General features: G+C 73.1%; 18 protein-coding genes and 1 pseudogene. 9 read left to right on the top strand and 10 right to left on the bottom strand.

Annotation, left to right across the window (positions count from 1 at the left end):
* Positions 1-64: 64 nt before the first annotated feature.
* From ACSMHG_RS11085 to ACSMHG_RS11075, 3 genes are read right to left on the bottom strand one after another with little or no spacing between them, the layout of a single operon-like run.
* Entirely contained in the window at positions 65-964 is a 900-nt protein-coding gene (locus tag ACSMHG_RS11085) for an SDR family NAD(P)-dependent oxidoreductase (RefSeq protein ID WP_435744810.1), read from the bottom strand.
* 8 nt (positions 965-972) lie between these two features.
* A complete protein-coding gene (locus ACSMHG_RS11080) occupies positions 973-2,034 on the bottom strand; it encodes an ABC transporter permease (RefSeq protein ID WP_435744808.1) in 1,062 nt (353 codons plus the stop codon).
* The gene (locus ACSMHG_RS11075) at positions 2,031-2,978 is read right to left on the bottom strand and encodes an ABC transporter ATP-binding protein (RefSeq protein WP_435744806.1); all 948 of its coding nucleotides are present in this window, start codon (positions 2,976-2,978) and stop codon (positions 2,031-2,033) included. The genes ACSMHG_RS11080 and ACSMHG_RS11075 overlap by 4 nt, the downstream gene beginning before the upstream one ends.
* 185 nt (positions 2,979-3,163) lie before the next feature.
* On the opposite strand from ACSMHG_RS11075, the gene idi reads away from it, so the two are divergent.
* The 6 genes from idi to ACSMHG_RS11045 are packed head-to-tail and all read left to right on the top strand — an operon-like array spanning position 3,164 to position 7,814.
* Positions 3,164-3,748 (top strand): isopentenyl-diphosphate Delta-isomerase, encoded by a 585-nt coding sequence (gene idi / locus ACSMHG_RS11070; protein ID WP_435744804.1) that lies wholly within the window; start codon positions 3,164-3,166, stop codon positions 3,746-3,748.
* The gene (locus ACSMHG_RS11065) at positions 3,745-4,659 is read left to right on the top strand and encodes a phytoene/squalene synthase family protein (RefSeq protein ID WP_435744802.1); all 915 of its coding nucleotides are present in this window, start codon (positions 3,745-3,747) and stop codon (positions 4,657-4,659) included. The genes idi and ACSMHG_RS11065 overlap by 4 nt, the downstream gene beginning before the upstream one ends.
* Positions 4,656-6,284, top strand: coding sequence for a phytoene desaturase family protein (gene crtI, locus ACSMHG_RS11060; RefSeq protein WP_435744800.1), 1,629 nt, complete (start codon positions 4,656-4,658; stop codon positions 6,282-6,284). The genes ACSMHG_RS11065 and crtI overlap by 4 nt, the downstream gene beginning before the upstream one ends.
* The gene (locus tag ACSMHG_RS11055) at positions 6,281-6,640 is read left to right on the top strand and encodes a lycopene cyclase domain-containing protein (protein WP_435744797.1); all 360 of its coding nucleotides are present in this window, start codon (positions 6,281-6,283) and stop codon (positions 6,638-6,640) included. The genes crtI and ACSMHG_RS11055 overlap by 4 nt, the downstream gene beginning before the upstream one ends.
* Entirely contained in the window at positions 6,637-6,945 is a 309-nt protein-coding gene (locus tag ACSMHG_RS11050) for a lycopene cyclase domain-containing protein (protein ID WP_435744795.1), read from the top strand. Before ACSMHG_RS11055 ends, ACSMHG_RS11050 begins: the two co-directional genes overlap by 4 nt.
* The gene (locus tag ACSMHG_RS11045) at positions 6,942-7,814 is read left to right on the top strand and encodes a prenyltransferase (protein WP_435744793.1); all 873 of its coding nucleotides are present in this window, start codon (positions 6,942-6,944) and stop codon (positions 7,812-7,814) included. Before ACSMHG_RS11050 ends, ACSMHG_RS11045 begins: the two co-directional genes overlap by 4 nt.
* 77 nt (positions 7,815-7,891) lie before the next feature.
* Here the strand turns inward: ACSMHG_RS11045 and ACSMHG_RS11040 are convergent, their stop codons facing one another.
* Together ACSMHG_RS11040 and ACSMHG_RS11035 are read right to left on the bottom strand one after the other, a co-directional pair.
* The gene (locus ACSMHG_RS11040; protein WP_435744791.1) at positions 7,892-8,641 is read right to left on the bottom strand and encodes a glycosyltransferase family 2 protein; all 750 of its coding nucleotides are present in this window, start codon (positions 8,639-8,641) and stop codon (positions 7,892-7,894) included.
* The gene (locus ACSMHG_RS11035) at positions 8,638-9,195 is read right to left on the bottom strand and encodes a DUF2238 domain-containing protein (RefSeq protein ID WP_435744789.1); all 558 of its coding nucleotides are present in this window, start codon (positions 9,193-9,195) and stop codon (positions 8,638-8,640) included. Before ACSMHG_RS11035 ends, ACSMHG_RS11040 begins: the two co-directional genes overlap by 4 nt.
* 342 nt (positions 9,196-9,537) lie before the next feature.
* Here ACSMHG_RS11035 and ACSMHG_RS11030 point away from each other — a divergent pair, with 342 nt between their 5' ends.
* Complete coding sequence (locus ACSMHG_RS11030; RefSeq protein ID WP_435744787.1) at positions 9,538-10,011, top strand: hypothetical protein; 474 nt, start codon at positions 9,538-9,540, stop codon at positions 10,009-10,011.
* A gap of 100 nt (positions 10,012-10,111) precedes the next feature.
* Here ACSMHG_RS11030 and ACSMHG_RS11025 read toward each other — a convergent pair.
* Together ACSMHG_RS11025 and ACSMHG_RS11020 are read right to left on the bottom strand one after the other, a co-directional pair.
* Positions 10,112-10,366, bottom strand: a pseudogene (locus tag ACSMHG_RS11025) (sigma factor); the annotation flags it as partial.
* A gap of 69 nt (positions 10,367-10,435) precedes the next feature.
* Positions 10,436-15,331, bottom strand: a complete 4,896-nt coding sequence (locus ACSMHG_RS11020) for an NAD-glutamate dehydrogenase (RefSeq protein WP_435744785.1) — start codon at positions 15,329-15,331, stop codon at positions 10,436-10,438.
* An 81-nt stretch (positions 15,332-15,412) separates the two neighbouring features.
* Between ACSMHG_RS11020 and ACSMHG_RS11015 the strand changes: the two genes are divergently transcribed.
* Both ACSMHG_RS11015 and ACSMHG_RS11010 read left to right on the top strand, forming a co-directional pair.
* The gene (locus tag ACSMHG_RS11015) at positions 15,413-15,892 is read left to right on the top strand and encodes a DUF2505 domain-containing protein (RefSeq protein ID WP_435744782.1); all 480 of its coding nucleotides are present in this window, start codon (positions 15,413-15,415) and stop codon (positions 15,890-15,892) included.
* Position 15,893: 1 nt separating this feature from the next.
* Positions 15,894-16,388 (top strand): DUF2505 domain-containing protein, encoded by a 495-nt coding sequence (locus ACSMHG_RS11010; protein WP_435744780.1) that lies wholly within the window; start codon positions 15,894-15,896, stop codon positions 16,386-16,388.
* A gap of 32 nt (positions 16,389-16,420) precedes the next feature.
* Here ACSMHG_RS11010 and ACSMHG_RS11005 read toward each other — a convergent pair whose 3' ends face one another.
* From ACSMHG_RS11005 to ACSMHG_RS10995, 3 genes are all read right to left on the bottom strand, one after another.
* Positions 16,421-16,555, bottom strand: coding sequence for a hypothetical protein (locus ACSMHG_RS11005; protein WP_435744778.1), 135 nt, complete (start codon positions 16,553-16,555; stop codon positions 16,421-16,423).
* Between the two features lie 28 nt (positions 16,556-16,583).
* The gene (gene pruA / locus ACSMHG_RS11000; RefSeq protein ID WP_435744776.1) at positions 16,584-18,212 is read right to left on the bottom strand and encodes an L-glutamate gamma-semialdehyde dehydrogenase; all 1,629 of its coding nucleotides are present in this window, start codon (positions 18,210-18,212) and stop codon (positions 16,584-16,586) included.
* Between the two features lie 35 nt (positions 18,213-18,247).
* A partial coding sequence (locus ACSMHG_RS10995) for a DUF6912 family protein (protein WP_435744773.1) occupies positions 18,248-18,586 on the bottom strand: 339 nt, incomplete at its 5' end.

Raw genomic sequence — 18,586 nt, 5'->3', positions numbered from 1 at the left:
GTCTCCCGAGACGGGTCCGTGGATCGTGGACGCACGACCGTAACCCGGGTCACCCGCGCCGCACTCAGGTTCGCCGGGATCGGCGACCGATCTCACACGCGTCGGGGCCCCCGCCGCTCGCCGCCCTGGAGTCCGGGAAGAGCCGGTCGACGGTCGCCAGCAGCGCGTCGCTCCCCCGCGGCGCGACCAGGTTGAGCACCTCCGCGGCCGCGCCGACGGCCGTCCCGACGGTGAGCGGCCGGTCCTCGAGGGCCCGGACCACCCGGGCGGCGGCCTGCTCCGGCGTGGCCCCGCGGCCGGCGTACGCCTCGGTCGGTGCGGTCATCGGCGTCCGGACCAGCGAGAACCGCATGTTGGTGAAGGTGACGTTGTCGAAGAACGTCTCGCGACCGGCGATCCGGCTCCAGGTGTCCAGCGCCGTCTTGGAGGCGATGTAGGCGGAGAACTTCGGCGCCTTCACCTGCACGCCCCAGGTCACGACGTTCACGACGTGGCCGAAGCGCTGCGCACGCATGGCGGGCAGCAGCCCGAGGGTCAGCCGGACCGGTCCGAGGAAGTTGACGGCCATCGTGCGCTCCACGTCGTGGAACCGGTCGTAGGACAGCGCCAGGCTGCGCCGGATCGAGCGGCCGGCGTTGTTGACGAGGTAGTCGACCGTGCCGTGCTCGGCCAGCAGCCGCTCGACCAGCGCGTCGACGGCCGGGCCGTCGGTGAGGTCGCAGGCGTACGCCGTGGCGGCCTCGCCGATGCGGGCGCGGACCCGTTCGAGCTCGTCGGCGCGTCGGGCCACGAGGAGGACGCGCGCCCCTCGCGCGGCGACCGCGACCGCCGTCGCCTCCCCGATGCCGGAGCTCGCGCCGGTGACCAGGACCGTCCGCCCGGCGAGCGGGCTCGGGCGGCGCAGCGCGCGCCGGGCGATGGCCGCCGGCGTGTGCAGCAGGCCGGTGGGGATCGGCAGGGGCATCCGCGGCCTCATGCGCCCTCCCACCGGAAGACCCGTGCGGCGACCAGCGTCACGACGACGGCGAAGGCCGCGAGGACCGCCATCGGCACCAGCGCGGCGGACGGACCCTCGCCGCGCACCATGACGTCGAGCATGCCCTCGTTGAGGTGCTTGAGCGGGAGCACCTGGGCGATGCCCCGCAGCCACGCCGGCGCACCGTCGAGCGGGAAGAACGAGCCGCTGAGGAACGCCATCGGGAGGACGACGAAGTTCGCGGCGTTGACCGCGCCCTCCGTGGTCCGGGCGACCGCGCCCGCGAGGAGACCGATCGCCATGAAGCACAGCGTGCCGACGGCGATGAGCGGCAGCGCCATCCACCAGGCGCCCCGCAGCTGCAGCCCGAAGGCACCGGCCGCCAGGCCGACGAAGATGGCCAGCTGGACCAGGGCGATGCCGAGGGTCACGACGACCCGGGCGGCGACCACCGTGCGGGTCGAGACCGGCGCGAGCTGGAGCCGGCGCAGCAGCTTCGACTGGCGCCAGCCCTGCAGGGTCGCGGCCGCCCCGATGGCGGCGCTCATCGCGATCGCCCAGCCGAGCAGGCCGGGCGTCACGAACTGGATCGTCTCGAGCGACTCGTCCTCGACCCGCTCCGTCACCAGGCTGAAGCGCGGCGGCTCGCCGGCGACGGCGACGTTCGTCCCGTCGACGAAGGCGCGCAGTGCTCCCTGGGTCACCGCGGCCTTCACCTGGTCGGTCTCGGTGTAGTGCGCCACCAGGGTGTCGCCGCGCATCTCGATCGCGACGTCGGCGTCGCCGGCGCGCACCTGCTCGACGGCCTCGTCGAGGTCGTCGGAGCGCTCGACGTCGAAGGTGTCGTCGAAGGCCTCGCGCGCGTCCTCGCCCATCTCCTCGAGCAGCGCCACCTCGCCCACCTGCACCAGGTCGACCTCCGACTGTCCCTGGTTCCCGAGGAGGCCACCGAACAGCACGAGGAACATCAGCGGGAAGACGATCGAGAAGAAGACCGACGCCCGGTCCCGCACGAACCCGCGGACGATCGCGACCGACAGGGCCCCGAAGGCGCTCATGCGCGGTACTCCCGGCCGGTGAGGTCGAGGAAGACGTCCTCGAGGGTGGCGGTCTGCACGCGTACGCCGTCGAGCCGGGCGGTCGCCGCGAGCGCGGCGACGACGGTGGTCGGCTCCCGGGTCGTCACCACGACGCCGTCGTGGGTGTCGGCCGCGTCGGTCACCCCGTCCATCGACCGCGCCTCGTCGACCGAGAGCTGGCCGGGAGCCACGGTGATCCGGGCCGGCGCGTCGAGGCCGCGCACGAGCGCGGTCGGGGTGTCCATCCGCAGCACGCGGCCGGCGTCCATGATCGCCACCCGGTCGCAGAGCGCCTCGGCCTCGTCCATGTAGTGGGTCGTCAGCACCACGGTGCGGCCCGCCTCGTGGATGCCGGACAGCAGGTCCCACAGGTTCCGCCGGGCCTGGGGGTCCAGGGCCGCCGTCGGCTCGTCGAGGAAGACCAGCTCGGGGTCGTGCACCAGTGCGCAGGCGATGGAGAGCCGCTGGGCCTGGCCGCCGGAGAGCCCCTCGACCCGGGTGTCGGCCTTCTCGACGAGGCCGACCCGCTCCAGCCACTCGTCGGCGCGCCCGGCGCCCACGCCGTACAGCGAGGCGAAGGTCCGGATCTGCTCGCGGGCGGTGAGCCGCTCGAAGAAGGACGAGGCCTGGAGCTGGACGCCCACCCGGCGCAGGAGACCGGCGTTGCGCGGCCACACCGGCTCGCCGAGGACCGTCACCGACCCGGCGTCGGGGCGGCGCAGGCCCTCGATGACCTCGAGCAGCGTGGTCTTGCCCGCGCCGTTGGGCCCGAGGATGCCGACGAGCTCGCCCTCGGCGACCTGCAGGTCCACGCCGTCGACGGCGCGCAGGTCGCCGTACGCCTTGGCGACCCCCGAGACCTCGATGGCGTTCCGGCGTCCGCCGGGTCTGCCCCGGTCCGAGTTCTCTCCCGCAAACCCCACAGTGCGGCAGCCTAGACAGACCGGGACGGTCGCGGCACGAGACCCGTCCGCCCCGGCGAGGACGCCGGACACCTCACCCGAACGCATGAGCGCGCACCTTGCCGGGTATCTGGGCCGGGCACGCCGTGCGTGCCGCTACGGTGGCCGCGAGGCCGCCCACGATCGGGAGGGAGGGTGACCTCTACGTGACCACGGCACCCACTGACGGGCCGGACGTCGAGGCGACCGGCGACCTCGTCGTGCTCCTCGACGCCGACGGGAGCCCGTGCGGCACGGCCCCGCGCGCGACGGTGCACACGACCGACACCCCGCTGCACCTGGCCTTCTCCTGCTACCTGCTCGACCAGGAGGACCGGCTGCTCCTCACCCGGCGAGCGGTGACGAAACGGACCTGGCCGGGCGTGTGGACCAACTCCTTCTGCGGCCATCCGCGTCCCGGCGAGGACCCCGTCGCCGCCGTGCACCGGTACGCCGCCCACGAGCTCGGGCTCGAGGTCACCGACGTGCACTGCGTGCTGCCGGAGTTCCGCTACCGCGCCGTCGACCCCGGCGGCGTGGTGGAGAACGAGATCTGCCCCGTCCACGTCGCCCGGACCGACGGCACGCCCCGCCACCACCCCGACGAGGTCGAGGAGAGCCGGTGGCTCCCCCTCGACGAGGTCCGCGCCGCGCTGCGGGCGGCTCCCTGGGCCCTGAGCCCGTGGCTGCGGGAGCAAGCGGCCGAGCTGGAGGCGGCCGGCTGGTTCGAGCGGGTCGGGGCCGGCGCGTGAGCGACGACGCCCGCCACCTGGCCGCCCCCCAGCCGGGAGACGACCGGCCAGGTCGCTGGGCGGCCGCCGACGACTACGACCGGGTCGCCGAGGCAGCCGCCGCGGTCGTCATCAAGCGCTACTCGTCCTCCTTCGGGCTGGCCACCCGCCTGCTCGCGGAGCCGGTCCGGACCCACGTCCGCAACGTCTACGCGCTGGTCCGGGTCGCCGACGAGGTCGTCGACGCGCCCCGCCCCGACGGCACCCGCGCCCATCAGGCGGGCGTCCTGGAGCAGCTCGAGACCGAGGTGCGCACGGCGATGGGCACCGGCCACAGCGCGAACCTCGTGGTGCACGCCTTCGCCCGCACCGCCCGCTCCTGCGGCATCGACCGGTCCCTGGTGGACCCGTTCTTCTCCTCGATGCGCACCGACCTCTTCCGCGTCGAGCACGACGAGGAGTCCTTCGCCCGCTACGTCTTCGGCTCGGCCGAGGTCGTCGGGCTCATGTGCCTGCGGGCCTTCCTCGCCGGCCAGCCGCGGGCGCAGGAGACCTACGACGAGCTGGCGCCCGGCGCGCAGCGACTGGGCGCGGCGTTCCAGAAGGTCAACTTCCTGCGCGACCTCGCCGCCGACGACCACCAGCTCGGGCGGCACTACTTCCCCGGCCTCGATCCCGACCGGCTCGACGACCGCACCCGCGACGAGCTGCTCTGCGACATCGAGGCGGACCTGGCCGCTGCCGCCGCCGCCATCCCGGCACTGCCCGCGAGCTGCCGGAATGCCGTGCTCCTGGCGCACGGGCTCTTCGCCGAGCTCTGCCGCCGGCTGCGGGAGACACCGGCGGAGCGGATCCGCAGCGAGCGCGTGCGAGTGCCCGCGCCCGCGAAGGCGCGCGTGGTCGCCCGCACCCTCGTCCGAGGCGCCCGATGAGCAGCCCACGCTCTGCCGTCGTCATCGGCGGCGGGCTCAGCGGTCTCGCGACCGCCTCCCTGCTCGCCGCCGACGGGTGGTCGGTGGACCTGCTCGAGCAGCGCGACGAGCTCGGCGGACGGGCGGGCAGCTGGTCGGTCGACGGGTTCCGCTTCGACACCGGCCCGTCGTGGTACCTCATGCCTGAGGTCTTCGACCACTTCTTCAGGATGCTCGGCACGTCGTCGGCCGAGCAGCTCGACCTGGTCCGGCTCGACCCCGGCTACCGGGTCTTCTTCGAGGGGCACGAGCAGCCGCTCGACATCGCGGCGGACCGCGACGCCAACCTCGCGCTCTTCGAGTCGGTGGAGCCGGGCGCCGGCGCCGCCCTCGCGGCGTACCTCGACTCTGCCCGCCACGTCTACGACCTGGCCGTCCAGCAGTTCCTCTACACCAGCTTCGAGTCGACCGCCGCGATGCTGAGCGCGCAGGTGCTCCGCAACGGCCCGCGCCTCGGGCAGCTGCTGACCCGCTCGCTGCGGAGCCACGTCGCCGCGCGCTTCCGCGACCCCCGGCTGCGCCAGGTCCTCGGCTACCCGGCTGTCTTCCTCGGCACCTCCCCCGAGCGTGCGCCGAGCATGTACCACCTGATGAGCTCGATGGACCTCGCCGACGGCGTGCTCTACCCCCGCGGCGGGTTCACCACGCTCGTCGACGCCCTGGCGCGCCTGGCCGAGCAGCACGGGGTCCGCGTCCGGACCGGCGCCACGGTGACGCAGGTCCTCACCCGGCCGGTCGAGCGGGTCCGCGGCCACGGGGCCGTCGCGGCCGCGCGCGGGGTGTCGTACGTCGACGGCACCGGCGTGGTGCGGGACCTGGCCGCCGACGTGGTCGTCGGCGCCGCCGACCTCCACCACCTCGAGACCGGGCTGCTCCCCCGGGACCTGCAGACCTACCCGGAGCCGTGGTGGCGCAAGCGCGACGCCGGTCCCGGCGCGGTGCTCGCACTGCTCGGCGTGGACGGCGAGCTGCCGCAGCTGGCGCACCACTCCCTGTTCTTCACCCGCGACTGGACCGCCAACTTCGACGACATCTTCGGCCGCCGCCGGCGGGTGCCGGACCCGGCGTCGGTCTACGTGTGCCGGCCGAGCGCCACCGACGACACCGTGGCACCGGCGGGCAAGGAGAACCTCTTCGTGCTGGTCCCGGTGCCCGCGGACCCCGGCATCGGACGTGGCGGGGTCGACGGTGCAGGCGACCCGGCGGTCGAGAAGGCCGCAGACGCCGCCATCGGGCAGATCGCTGCCTGGGCCGGCGTCCCGGACCTCGGCCAACGGATCGAGGTCCGCCGCACCATCGGCCCCGCGGACTTCGCCGAGGACCTCGGCTCCTGGCACGGCGGCGCGCTCGGGCCGGGCCACGTGCTGAAGCAGAGCGCCATGTTCCGCGCCGGCAACGCCTCGCGGAAGGTCGACGGCCTGCTGTACGCCGGCTACGCCACCCGGCCCGGCATCGGCCTGCCGATGTGCCTGATCTCCGCCGAGCTGGTCCTCAAGCGGCTCCGCGGGGACCGGTCGAGCGGCCCCTCCCCCGCACCGACCCGCACTCCCTCCCCACGGACCGTCTTCCCACGAGGGGGCGCATGAGCGTCCTGTACCTGCTCGCCATCCTGGTGCCGACGGTCTGCATGGGACTCGTCGACCACCGGTGGCGGCTCTTCCTCTTCGCCCGGCCACGGCCGGCGCTGGTCGTGGTGGCGGTCGGGACCGTGCTCTTCCTCGTGTGGGACCTGGTCGCGATCGGCGCCGACATGTACCACCGGGGCGAGTCACCGGCGATGACCGGCATCGAGCTCGCGCCCGAGCTGCCGCTGGAGGAGCTCTTCTTCATCGTCTTCCTCTGCTACCTGACGATGGTGCTGCACCGCCTCTTCGACCGCCTCCTCCACCACGTCCCCCACCACGTCCGCCACCGCCCGCCGAGCCGACGGGAACCGGCATGACCTACGCCGGCCTCGCCGGGATCTTCCTGGCGCTCTCGGCCGCGCTGCTCGCGGTGGCGGTGGTCCGCCGTCGCCCGGGGCCGCGGTGGTGGGCGGCGACCGCGCTGACCGCGGCGGTGCTGGCGGTCCTGACCGTGGTCTTCGACAGCTTGATGATCGCCGCGGACCTCTTCCGGTACGGCGAGGGCGCGGAGCCGGCGTTCCTGCTGTGGAAGGCGCCCGTCGAGGACCTGGCCTGGCCGCTCGCAGCCGTGCTCGCGCTGCCGGCGCTGTGGCTGCTGCTGACCGGGGACGAGGACCAGTGAGCGTGGGGAGGCAGGCGTGGGGACAGGTGCTGGCCTCCTCGCGGCCGCTGTCGTGGGTGAACACCGCCTACCCGTTCGCCGCGGCGTACCTCCTCGCCGGTGGCGGCGTCGACCTCCGCCTCGTCGTGGGCACCCTGTGGTTCCTGGTGCCGTACAACCTGCTGATGTACGGCGTGAACGACGTCTTCGACTACGAGTCCGACCTGCGCAACCCGCGCAAGGGCGGGGTCGAGGGCGTCGTCCTGGACCGCTCGGTCCACCGGGTCACCATCGGGGCCGCGGTCGTCAGCAACGTCCCGTTCGTGGCCTACCTGCTCGTGGCCGGCGACCGCCTGTCGGCGCTCGTGCTCGGCATCAGCGTCTCCGCGGTGGTGGCCTACTCCGCGCCGGTGCTGCGGTTCAAGGAGCGGCCGTTCCTCGACTCCCTCACCTCCTCCACCCACTTCGTCAGCCCGGCCGTCCTCGGCCTGACCCTGGCCGACGCGCCGGCCACCACGACGACGGTCGCCGCCGTCGTCGGCTTCTTCCTCTGGGGCATCGGCTCCCACGCCTTCGGCGCGGTCCAGGACGTCACGGCCGACCGCGCGGGCGGCATCGCCTCGATCGGCACCGTGATCAGGGCGCGGGGCACCGTGTGGTTCGCACTGGCCGCCTACGTCGCGTCCGGCGCGGTGCTGCTGGCCTGCGGCTGGCCGGGGGCACTCGCGGCGGTGCTCGTGCTGCCGTACGTCGCGAACGTGGCGCCGTACCTCCGCATCACCGACGCCACCTGCGAGGCAGCGCACGCCGGCTGGCGGCGGTTCCTGTGGTTGAACTACCTCACCGGCTTCCTGGTGACCCAGCTCTTCATCTACGTCGCGCTGCGCTGAGGGGTCTCCGGATGTAACGCGACGTCCGCTGCTCTGTCTGCACGCTGCAGCGTGCAGGAACGGTGGCGAACTTGTCGTTACAGCCCCCGGCGGAAGCGGTCCTGCCACCGCAGCCACGGCGGCTGCACCGCCCAGTTCACCTCGATCGTCCGGCGCGCGCGGTCGAGCCGCCGCCGCAGCTGGGCCCGGCCGTGGAGGCTCCGCGCTGAGACGCCGACGGCCAGCGCCGGGTCGAACCGGATGCGGCGCTGCGGCCCGAGGACGAAGGCCAGGTCCATGTCGTCGTGGACCTCGGGGTCGTCGCGGTGGACCTGGTGGCGCACCTCCTGCCAGGTGCTGCGCCGCACGGCCATGCTGGAGCCCCACAGCGGGGTGTGCCCGAGGGCCAGGTGCGTGAGGAGGTAGTAGGCGCCGAGGTACAGCGCGGAGGCCAGGAGGCCGACGCCCTTGGGCAGTCCGCGGAACGTCCCGCTCCCCGTCACCGCGTCCAGCCGGGGGTCGGCCATCCTCCGCGCCACCCGCTCGACCCAGCGCGGCCCCGGCTCGGAGTCGGCGTCGAGGCGGGCCACGACGTCGCCGGTCGCCGCGTCGTACCCGGTGGCCGCCGCGGGCGGGATGCCGACCCGCAGCTCCTCGACCACCCTGGCGCCCATGGCGCGGGCGACGGCCGCGGTGTCGTCGGTGGAGCCGTTGTCGACGACCACCACCTCGAGCGGCGCCACGGTCTGCCGGGCGAGCAGCGCGAGGCAGCGGCGCAGGGCGACGGCATCGTCCCGGGCGGGGATGACGACGCTGACCGTCGGCGCCGTCCGCCCCACCTGGCTCACGCGCGGGCTCCCCGGAGCAGCACGCCTCCGCCGAGGAGCGCGCCTGCCACGGCGGCGCCGACCATGCCGGCGGTGACGTCGCCGAGGGTGTCGGTGTACCCGACCTGGATCCGGTCGTCGAGGTAGGTGTGCCCGAACCACTCGCACAGCTCCCACACGACGGCCAGGGCGGTGCCCATCGCCGCGGTGAGCACCGCGACCGCGGCGCGCGGGTGCCGCGGCTGCGCATCGTCGGGCGTCGACGCCATGCCCGCCCGGACGAGCACCCACTGGACGACGGCGGCGATGAGCCCCGTCGCCGCGGCATGGACCACCACGTCGAGCCACGGCACGGCGAGGTACCAGTCGAGGACGGCGGCCCAGGCGGCGACGAGGATGGTCAGGCAGTAGGCGCCGTCCAGGGCGGCCGGCGCGCCGGCCACCCGCGGCACCATCGTCCCGCCGAGCACGAGGAAGAGCACGGCGGCCGCGACCCCGCCGTACCCGACGAGCGCCACGACGACGCTCACCAGGGCGGCGACGCGGACACCGTCGACCGCGACCACTCCGTTCACAGCGGCGAGCCTAGGAGGTCGGGTCGGACGGCCCCGGCAGGCACCTGGAACGTATGGCGTGGCCGCCTCGCTCTGTGGCGGTTGCGGGCGGAGGGGCTGCTGCACGGACAGGTGAGTCTTCTGCGTCGAGCCCTGCCGAGGGGCGGGATGTGCATCGACGGCTCAGATGCGTGCCGACCAGTCCATCCGGCACCTCATACTGTGGCCATGTCGGAGACCGGAGGCGCGGCTCAGCAGCAGGCCGAAGGTGGAGCCGAGCACTCCTCTCGGACTCACCCACTGCGACGGCTCAGTCGTCGGTGGGTCGCCGGTGGGCTCACCGTCCTCCTACTTCTTGGACTGGTGCTGGCGTACTCCCTGTGGTGGACCAAGCCGACCACGTTCACGCCCGTTGGCAACGGGTTGGGCATCAAGCAGACCACCGCGAACCTCCACCCGGTGACCTTCGACATGGTGCAGCGCTCCATCCACCAGGATCCCGAAACCATCACTGTGGAGCGGATCAGGGCGCGCGTCGCAACCAATACCGCCGACGCTTCCGTCACCTTCGCCATATGCCAGCGCAAGACCATCCCGTTCATGTCAGCAAGTGGGACACCCGCTCGGTCGTGCGAGACGGTCACCGACGTGGAGGGTCAACGAGTCCGGCTCACCCCTGCCGCTACGACGACCATCACGATGACGGTGACGCCGAGGCGACCAGGTCGCGTAGTGATCAGAGGGATGGCCGTCACCTACTCCCGGGGGCCAGAGCAGCTCTGGCAACGTGGCACTCAAGCCACTGGCCCGGTGGTGAAGGCAACCGTGGAGGAGTGACCCCTCCGCGACCTGCGGCAAGCGCCTCGACACTTGCCGCTGTCCAAGCGCCAGGCTGTTCGTGCAGCGGACCCGACCGTGTCCCTGTCGGACGCACTGGTCATCCGCAGCTCCATCCACCAGCGCGCGACCATGCCGCGGCCGGCGCACACCGGGGCGAGCCCCTGGGATCCGGCCCGAGGCGTCGCACCCAGCCGACGACCTCGTTGACCACGATGCGCCGGACGCAGGCCTCCGGGTCCGCGGCCGTGGAGACCCGCGGCCAGGCGGCGTAGGCCTTCGCGTAGGCGCTCTGCAGCGCGTCCTCCGCGGCGGCGGCCTCACCGGCGACCGCGAGAGCAACGCGGAAGAGACGGGAACAGGTGGCACGGAAGAACGCGCCGAGCCGCCCGGCCGGTTGCCTCGCCCGCCGGACGGACCGGGCTCAGGTGAGCAGCCCCCGTACGACGCGGAGGCCGACCGACATGCGCGCGAGGTCGGCGGTGTCGTCCGCGCAGATCTCCTCCAGCGTGTCCGCGGCCCGGCCGATCAGGGTGCGGTCGGCCTCCTCCCACGCCGCGACCCGCACCGGCGCCGGGTCGTCGGGCGAGGTGGACGCGAGCACCTGGCCGGTGAGCTGGGCGTGCACCGAGTGCAGCTCGTCGCGCAGCGCCGCCCGCGCCATGGTCTGCCACCGGTCGTTGCGCGGCAGGGAGAGGATCCGGTCCACCATCGCCGGGATGCCGAGCCGCTCGCCGAGGGTGAAGTGCACGCGCGCCACGTCGGCGGCGTCGATCGACTCCCGGGCGGCGATCTCGACGATGCCGAGGACCATGTAGGCCGGAGCGAGCACCGCGACGCGTGCGGCGAGCTCCTCGGGCACGCCGTCGGCGGTGAGCTCGTCGCGCCGACGCTCCCACGCGGCGAGCTCGCGGCCGGTCATCAGCTCGGGCAGGCGGCCGATCACCGCCTGCACCGGCCGCCGGAACTGCTCGACGGTCGCCTGGCTGTCCAGCGGTGGCCTCCGGTTGGTGACCAGCCACCGTGAGGCGCGCTCGACGAGGGTCCGCATCTCGATGCGCATCCGCGTCTGGACGCGGGCGTCCAGCTTGTTGTCCCACCCCTGCAGCTCCAGGCGCAGGGGCAGGGACGCGAAGATCTCCCGGGCGACGAAGTTGGCCCGGGTCAGCTCGGTGGCGTCCGCACCCGTCTCGCCCGCGAGCCGCGGCCAGTAGGTGATGCCGGCACCGTTGACGAGGTCGTTGACCACCTGGGTCACGATGATCTCCCGGCGCAGCGGGTGGTGGGTCACCTGCTCGGCGAAGCCCTCGCGCACCGGCTGCGGGAAGTAGGCGCGCAGGTCGATCGCGAGGTAGGGATCGTCGGGCAGCTCGGAGGCGAGCAGCTCGTCGGCCAGGACGATCTTCGTCCACGACATCAGCACGGCCAGCTCCGGCGCGGTCAGCCCCTCGTGCCGCTCCAGCCGGCGGCGCACCTCGGCCCGGGTGGGCAGCCCCTCCACCTCGCGCTGCAGGACGCCGTCACCCTCGAGGCGCCGCATCCAGTCCTCGTGGACGTGGAGCATCGACGGAGCGTGGGCCTGCGCGTTGGCGAGGGCGAGGTTCTGCTCGTAGTTGTCCCGCAGCACCAGCTCGGCGACCTCGTCGGTCATCTCGGCCAGCAGGGCGTTGCGCTGCTTGCCGGTCAGGTCGCCGTCGCGGACGACCCGGTCGAGCAGGATCTTGAGGTTGACCTCGTGGTCGGAGGTGTCGACGCCCGCGGAGTTGTCGATGAAGTCGGTGTTGATCCGGCCGCCCTCGCCGCCGCACCCCTGCCGCGCGTACTCGATGCGCCCGGCCTGCGTCAGGCCCAGGTTGCCGCCCTCGCCCACGCAGCGGGCGCGGACGTGGCAGCCGTCCACGCGGATGGCGTCGTTGGCCTTGTCACCGGCGGCCGCGTGGTCCTCGTCGGAGCCCTTCACGTAGGTGCCGATGCCGCCGTTCCACAGCAGGTCGACCGGTGCGGTGAGGATGGCCCGGATCAGCTCGTTGGGCGGGAGCCGCTCGACGTCGTCGGGGAGGCCGAGCGCCCGGCGCACCTGTGGGCTCACCGGCACCGACTTCGCCGAGCGCGACCAGACGCCTCCGCCCTCGGAGATGAGCTCCTCGTCGTAGTCCTGCCAGCTGGAGCGCGGCAGCTGGAACAGGCGGGTGCGCTCGGCGTACGACGTGGCGGCGTCCGGGTCAGGGTCGAGGAAGATGTCGCGGTGGTCGAAGGCCGCGACCAGGCGGATGTGCTCGGAGCAGAGCATCCCGTTGCCGAACACGTCGCCGGACATGTCGCCGATGCCGACCGCCGTGAAGTCCTCGGTCTGGCAGTCGATGCCCCGCTCCCGGAAGTGGCGCTGGACCGCCACCCAGGCGCCGCGGGCGGTGATGCCCATCGCCTTGTGGTCGTAGCCCGCGGAGCCACCACTGGCGAAGGCGTCGCCGAGCCAGAAGCCGTAGTCCTGCGCGACCTCGTTGGCGATGTCGGAGAACGTCGCCGTCCCCTTGTCGGCGGCGACCACCAGGTAGCTGTCGTCGCCGTCGTGGCGCACGACGTGCGGCGCGGGGACCGTGTCGCCGTCCACCAGGTTGTCGGTGAGGTCGAGCAGCCCCCGGATGAACGTGCGGTAGCACGCCACCCCCTCCGCGAGCCAGGCGTCGCGGTCCCGCGTGACGTCGGGCAGTTGCTTGCAGTAGAAGCCGCCCTTCGCACCGACCGGGACGATGACGGTGTTCTTCACCATCTGGGCCTTCACCAGGCCCAGCACCTCGGTGCGGAAGTCGTCGCGGCGGTCGGACCACCGCAGGCCGCCGCGGGCGACCGAGCCGAACCGCAGGTGGACCCCCTCCACCCGCGGCGAGTAGACGAAGATCTCGAAGCGGGGGCGCGGCGCCGGGAGGTCCGGCACCTGCGACGGGTCCATCTTCAACGAGATGTACGGGCGGGGCCGACCGCCCGGGACGTCGTCCTCCGGGCGGAAGAAGTTGGTGCGCAGCGTCGCGGCGACGAGGGCGAGGTAGGAGCGCAGGATCCGGTCGTGGTCGAGGCTGGCCACCTCGTCGAGCGCCGCCCTGATCTTCTCGCGCAGCTCCGCCTGGCGCTGGTCGCGGTCCTTGCCCTGGTCCTGGCCCCGGTCCTGGCTGTCGGGGAACGCCGGGTCGAAGCGGGTCCAGAACAGCTCGATGAGCAGCCGGGTGATCGCCGTGTGCTGCGCCAGCGCGTCGTGGATCGACTCGAGGGAGAACGGCGACCCGCCCTGCCGCATGTACTTCGCGTAGGCCCGGAGCACGGTCGCCTGCCGCCAGCTCAGGCCGGCGCCCAGGACGAGGGCGTTGAAGCCGTCGGTCTCGTTGAAGCCGTCCCACGTCGCCCGGAGCGCCTCCTGCACCAGCTCCCGCGCACCCGGCGCGAGCGCGTCCCCGTGGCGCAGGCCGAACTCGTAGATGAAGGAGGGCCGGTCGAGGCCGGCCAGCTCGTAGGGGCGCTCGTCGACGACCTCCACGCCCAGCGAGGAGAGCATCGGCAGCACGGTCGAGAGCGAGAGCGGCTCGCCGATCCGGTAGATCTTCAGCCGGGCCTCGCCCCGGCCGGAGTCGACCTGCTCGTAGACGGCGAGGTCGATGCCCTCCTCGCCCTCGATCGCCTCGAGCCGGCCGAGGTCGACCGCAGCGGTGCGGGCCGAGAAGTCCTCCTTGTAGGCCTCGGGGAAGGAGCCGGCGTAGCGCCGCCCGAGCGCGGAGCCCGTCTCCTCGCCGTACTCGCTGTGCACCGCGGTCAGGAAGTCGTCGCGCCAGCTGCGGCTGGCGTCGGTGAGCCGGCGCTCGAGGTCCGCCGTGTCGACCTCGCGACCGCTCCCGCCGGGCGGGAGGTGGACGACGAAGTGGACGCGGGCGGTCGTCGACTCGTCGATGCGCACGGTGAACTCCACCGACTCGCCGCCGAGCTGCTGCTGCAGGAGCTCGGCGAACCGCTGCCGGACGGCGGTGTTGTAGCGGTCGCGCGGGAGGTAGACGAGCACGGAGACGTAGCGGCCGTAGACGTCGGGCCGCACCAGCATCCGCACCGCGCGGCGCTCGCGCGCCTGCATCGCGGCCCCCGCGATCGGCGCCAGCTCGTCGACGGGGGTGTGGAAGAGCTCGTCGCGCGGGAAGGTCTCGAGCGTGTTCAGCAGCGCCTTGCCGGCGTGGCTGCGCGGGTCGAAGCCCGACCGCGCGAGCACCGCCGCGGCCTTCTCCCGCACCAGCGGGATGCGCATGAGCGACTCGGTGTAGGCCGCGCTCGAGAAGAGCCCGAGGAAGCGGCGCTCGCCGACGACCTCGCCGTCGGGACCGAACTTCTTGACGCCGACGTAGTCCAGGTACGCCGGGCGGTGCACGGTCGCGCGCGAGTTGGCCTTGGCGAGCACCAGCAGCGTCTTCTCCCGCGCCTTGCGGCGCACCGGCTCGGGCAGCCGCCGGGGCTCGGTCGGGTCGAAGCGCAGGATGCCCAGGCCGGTCCCGGGCACCGCGCGGAGCAGGTCCTCGCCGTCCTCGTGGACCAGGTCGTACTCGCGGTAGCCGAGGAAGGTGAAGTGCTCCGCTCCCAGCCACTGGAGCAGCTCACGCGCCTGGCGGACCTCGTCGGCGTCCAGCGGCGGCGGGTCCTCCTCGAGGCCGGCCACGACGTCGTGCACCTGGGCGTGCATCTTCTCCCAGTCCTCGACCGACTCCCGGACGTCGGTGAGGACCCGCTGGACGTCCTCCTCGATCGCCGCGACGTCGTCTCCCTCCCGGACCCGGTCGATCTCGACGTGCATCCACGACTCGCGGCACGCACCGTTGGCCGGCTCCTTGGCGCCGTCCTCGACCGGCGTCACCGACTGCAGCGCACCGGTGACGTCGCGGAGGACGTCGACCTGCGGGTGGATGACGACGTGGACGTCGCGCTGCTGGCGGGAGAGCTCCATGGTGAGCGAGTCGACGAGGAACGGCATGTCGTCGATGACGACCTCGACGACCGAGTGCCCACCGGCCGACCAGCCGTGCTCGGCCAGGGTGGGGGTGAGCACCCGGACGGCGGCGCGGCCCTGGGGGCGCTGCTCGGCGAGGCGGTAGTGCGACGCGACGGCGCCGTAGACGTCGCCCGGGTTGCGGTCGACCAGGTCCTCCGCCGGGACGTGGCGGTAGTAGCCGCGCACCAGCCCGTCCACCGTGTCGTGCGGCGGCCCGCCGCTCCCGCGGCCCGCCCGCGCCAGCTCGATCGCCTTGCCGAGCAGCTCGGCCTTGTTGTCGGGGTGGTGCGTCGCCGTTGACACGCCAGCGACCGTAGACGCTCCGCGACGGCCCCTCAACACGGCTGTGTCGGCACCGACGGGCCGGACGGCATGATGGCGCCCATGAGGTTGCGCCACGAGCTCCGGTACGACGCCCCGCCCCCCGCCGTCTTCGAGATGCTGGCCGACCCGGCGTTCCGCGAGGCCGCCTGCGTCGCCATGGGTGTCGTGTCGGCCGACGTCTCGCTCGAGCGCACCGGGAACGGGTTCACCCTCACCGTGGACCAGGTGCAGCGCACCGACGACCTGCCGTCGTTCGCCCGCACCTTCGCCGGCGAGACGACCCGGGCGGTGCAGCACGAGGCATGGGCGGACCCGACCGGGGGCACGGTGCGGATCGAGGCCCCCGGCAAGCCGGCCACCGTGTCCGGCACGGTCACCCTGCGCGCCGAGGGGTCCGGCACCCGCGAGATCGTGGAGCTCGACGTGACGGTCAAGGTCCCGCTCCTCGGCGGGAAGCTGGAGAAGCTCATGTCCGAGAAGATCACCGCCGGCCTGGACGCCGAGCACGGCGTCGGCGTCGCGTACCTGAAAGGGGCCTGACATGGCCACGACCATCAAGCACGACCTCACCTACGACGCACCCGCGGCGGACGTCTACGCGATGCTCACCGACGCGTCGTTCCGCGAGGAGGTGTGCGACCGCAGCGGCGTGCTGCGCAAGCAGGTGACGGTCCAGCCCCGAGGCGGCGACCTGGCCACGGGCGCCTCCGTGCGCATCGACCAGTGGCAGACGGCGGCCGGCATCCCGTCGTTCGCGAAGAAGTTCGTCGGCGAGGAGATCGAGATCGTCCAGGAGGAGACCTGGACCTCGCCCACCGAGGCCACCGTCGTGGTCACCATCCCGGGCAAGCCGGGCGACATGAGCGGTCACGTGCGGCTCGTCGAGGAGGGCGGACGGACCGTCGAGCAGATCGAGATGACCATCCGGGTCTCGATCCCCCTCGTGGGAGGCAAGATCGAGTCGCTCGTCGGCGACATGCTGCTGAAGTCGCTGAAGGTGGAGAACACCGTGGGCCGGGAGTACCTCAGCCGCTGAGCCGGCGCTCGCCGACCCGGTCCCAGCCCGGCTCACTGCTCCTCGTCGCGCTCCTGGCGGCGACGGAGGAGGACCACCAGCCCGAGCACCAGGAACGGCCCGAAGGCCAGGGCCAGGGTCAGCGCCTGCTCCACCGGGTGGAGCGCGCCGAGGTGGAGCGGGACCATGCCCGCCATCCTCCCCGACGCGTCCCGGTCAGCCCATGTAGGGGTAGCGGTAGTCGGTCGGCGGGACGAAGGTCTCCTTGATCGAGCGGGGGCTGGTCCAGCGCAGCAGGTTGACCGGCGCGCCGGCCTTGTCGTTGGTCCCCGACGCCCGGCCACCGCCGAAGGGCTGCTGCCCCACGACCGCGCCGGTGGGCTTGTCGTTGACGTAGAAGTTGCCCGCCGCGAACCGCAGCTCCTCGCTGGCCCACGCGATCGCCCGACGGTCCCGCGCGATCACCGCACCGGTCAACGCGTACGGCGCGAAGCCCTCCAGCTGCCGCGCGACCTTCTCGAAGTCCCCGTCCTCGTAGACGTGGACCGCCAGGATCGGGCCGAAGTACTCGGTCTTGAACATCTCGTCGGTCGGGTCGCCACCCTCGATCACCGTGGGCCGCACGAACCAGCCCACCGAGTCATCGCTCTGGCCACCGGCCAGCACGTCCAGGCCGTCGGTCTCCCGCGCCCGGGCGATCGCCGCCTCGTGCTTGGCGAACGCACGGTCGTCGATGACCGCCCCCATGAAGTTCGAGAAGTCCCGGACGTCGCCCATCGCGATCTCCTCGACCTCCGCGACAAGGTCGTCACGCATCGCGTTCCACACCGACCGCGCCACATAGGCCCGCGAGGCCGCCGAGCACTTCTGCCCCTGGAACTCGAACGAGCCCCGGACGAGCGCGGTGCGGACCACGTCCGGGTCGGCCGAGGGGTGGGCCAGCACGAAGTCCTTCCCGCCGGTCTCCCCGACCAGCCGCGGGTAGGACCGGTAGGAGCCGATGTTCTCCCCCACCGTGCGCCACAGGTGCTGGAACGTCGGCGTGGAACCGGTGAAGTGGATCCCCGCCAGGTCCGGGTGGGACAGGGTCACCTCGGAGACCTCCAGCCCGTCGCCGGGAAGCATGTTGATCACCCCCGGCGGCATCCCCGCCTCCTCCAGCAGCTCCATCGTCAACGACGCCGCCAGCTGCTGGGTCGGCGAGGGCTTCCACACCACCGTGTTGCCCATCAACGCCGGCGCCGTGGGCAGGTTCCCCGCGATCGCGGTGAAGTTGAACGGCGTGATCGCGTAGACGAACCCCTCCAACGGCCGGTGGTCGGTGCGGTTCCACACCCCGGGGCTGTTGGCGATCGGCTGCTCGCCCATGATCTGCGCCGCGTAGCCGACGTTGAACCGCCAAAAGTCGATCAGCTCGCACGCCGCGTCGATCTCCGCCTGGAACGCCGTCTTCGACTGCCCCAGCATCGTCGCCGCGTTCAACCGCTGCCGCCACGGACCCGCCAACAGGTCCGCCGCCCGCAACAGCACCGCCGCCCGCTCGTCGAACGGCAGGCCCCGCCACCCCGGCGCCGCGGCCCGCGCAGCCTCCACCGCGGCCTCCGCATCGGCGCGCGTGCTGTTCCGCATCACCCCCAGCACGTGCTGGTGGTCGTGCGGCTGCACCACCTCGATCTCACCACCACCACCGGCCCGCCACTCCCCACCGATCCGCGCCGGCAGGTCCCTACGGTCCTTCTCCAGCACGGCGATCTCCGCCGACAATGCCTCCCGCTCCGGACTACCCGGGGCGTAGGTCAGGTTCGGCTCGTTGACCGGGACCGGCGGCGTGGTGATGGCGTCCATGGATCCCACGGTACGAGGCTCAGCCCACGATGAGGTCAGCACCCGATGAGAAAGGGGATCTCCTGGGTCGCGAACCAGGCGAGGTCCTCGTCGGGGTCGGCGTCGGGGGCGCGGTCCTCGACGTCGGCGTGCACGGCGACGACCTGCTGCAGCACCACCTTCCCGTCGGGGTCGGCCGCGTCGTCGAGCTCGGCCACGACCACCACCCGGCGGCCCGGCCCCTCGAGCAGGGCGGCGGAGGCGTCGGCGGCGCCCAGCAGCGCGGCGTACTCCCCCTCCTCGGTGGCGTCCGGTGCGACGAGCCGGTCGGGGCGGTGCGGCCCCCCCCCGGGGGGGGGGGGGGGGGGCAGGCCGGGGCGGGGGGGGGGGGGGGT

The organism is Nocardioides ureilyticus (genome assembly GCF_051280745.1).
Classification (GTDB): Bacteria; Actinomycetota; Actinomycetes; order Propionibacteriales; family Nocardioidaceae; genus Nocardioides.
This window is presented reverse-complemented; position numbering and strand designations above follow the sequence as displayed.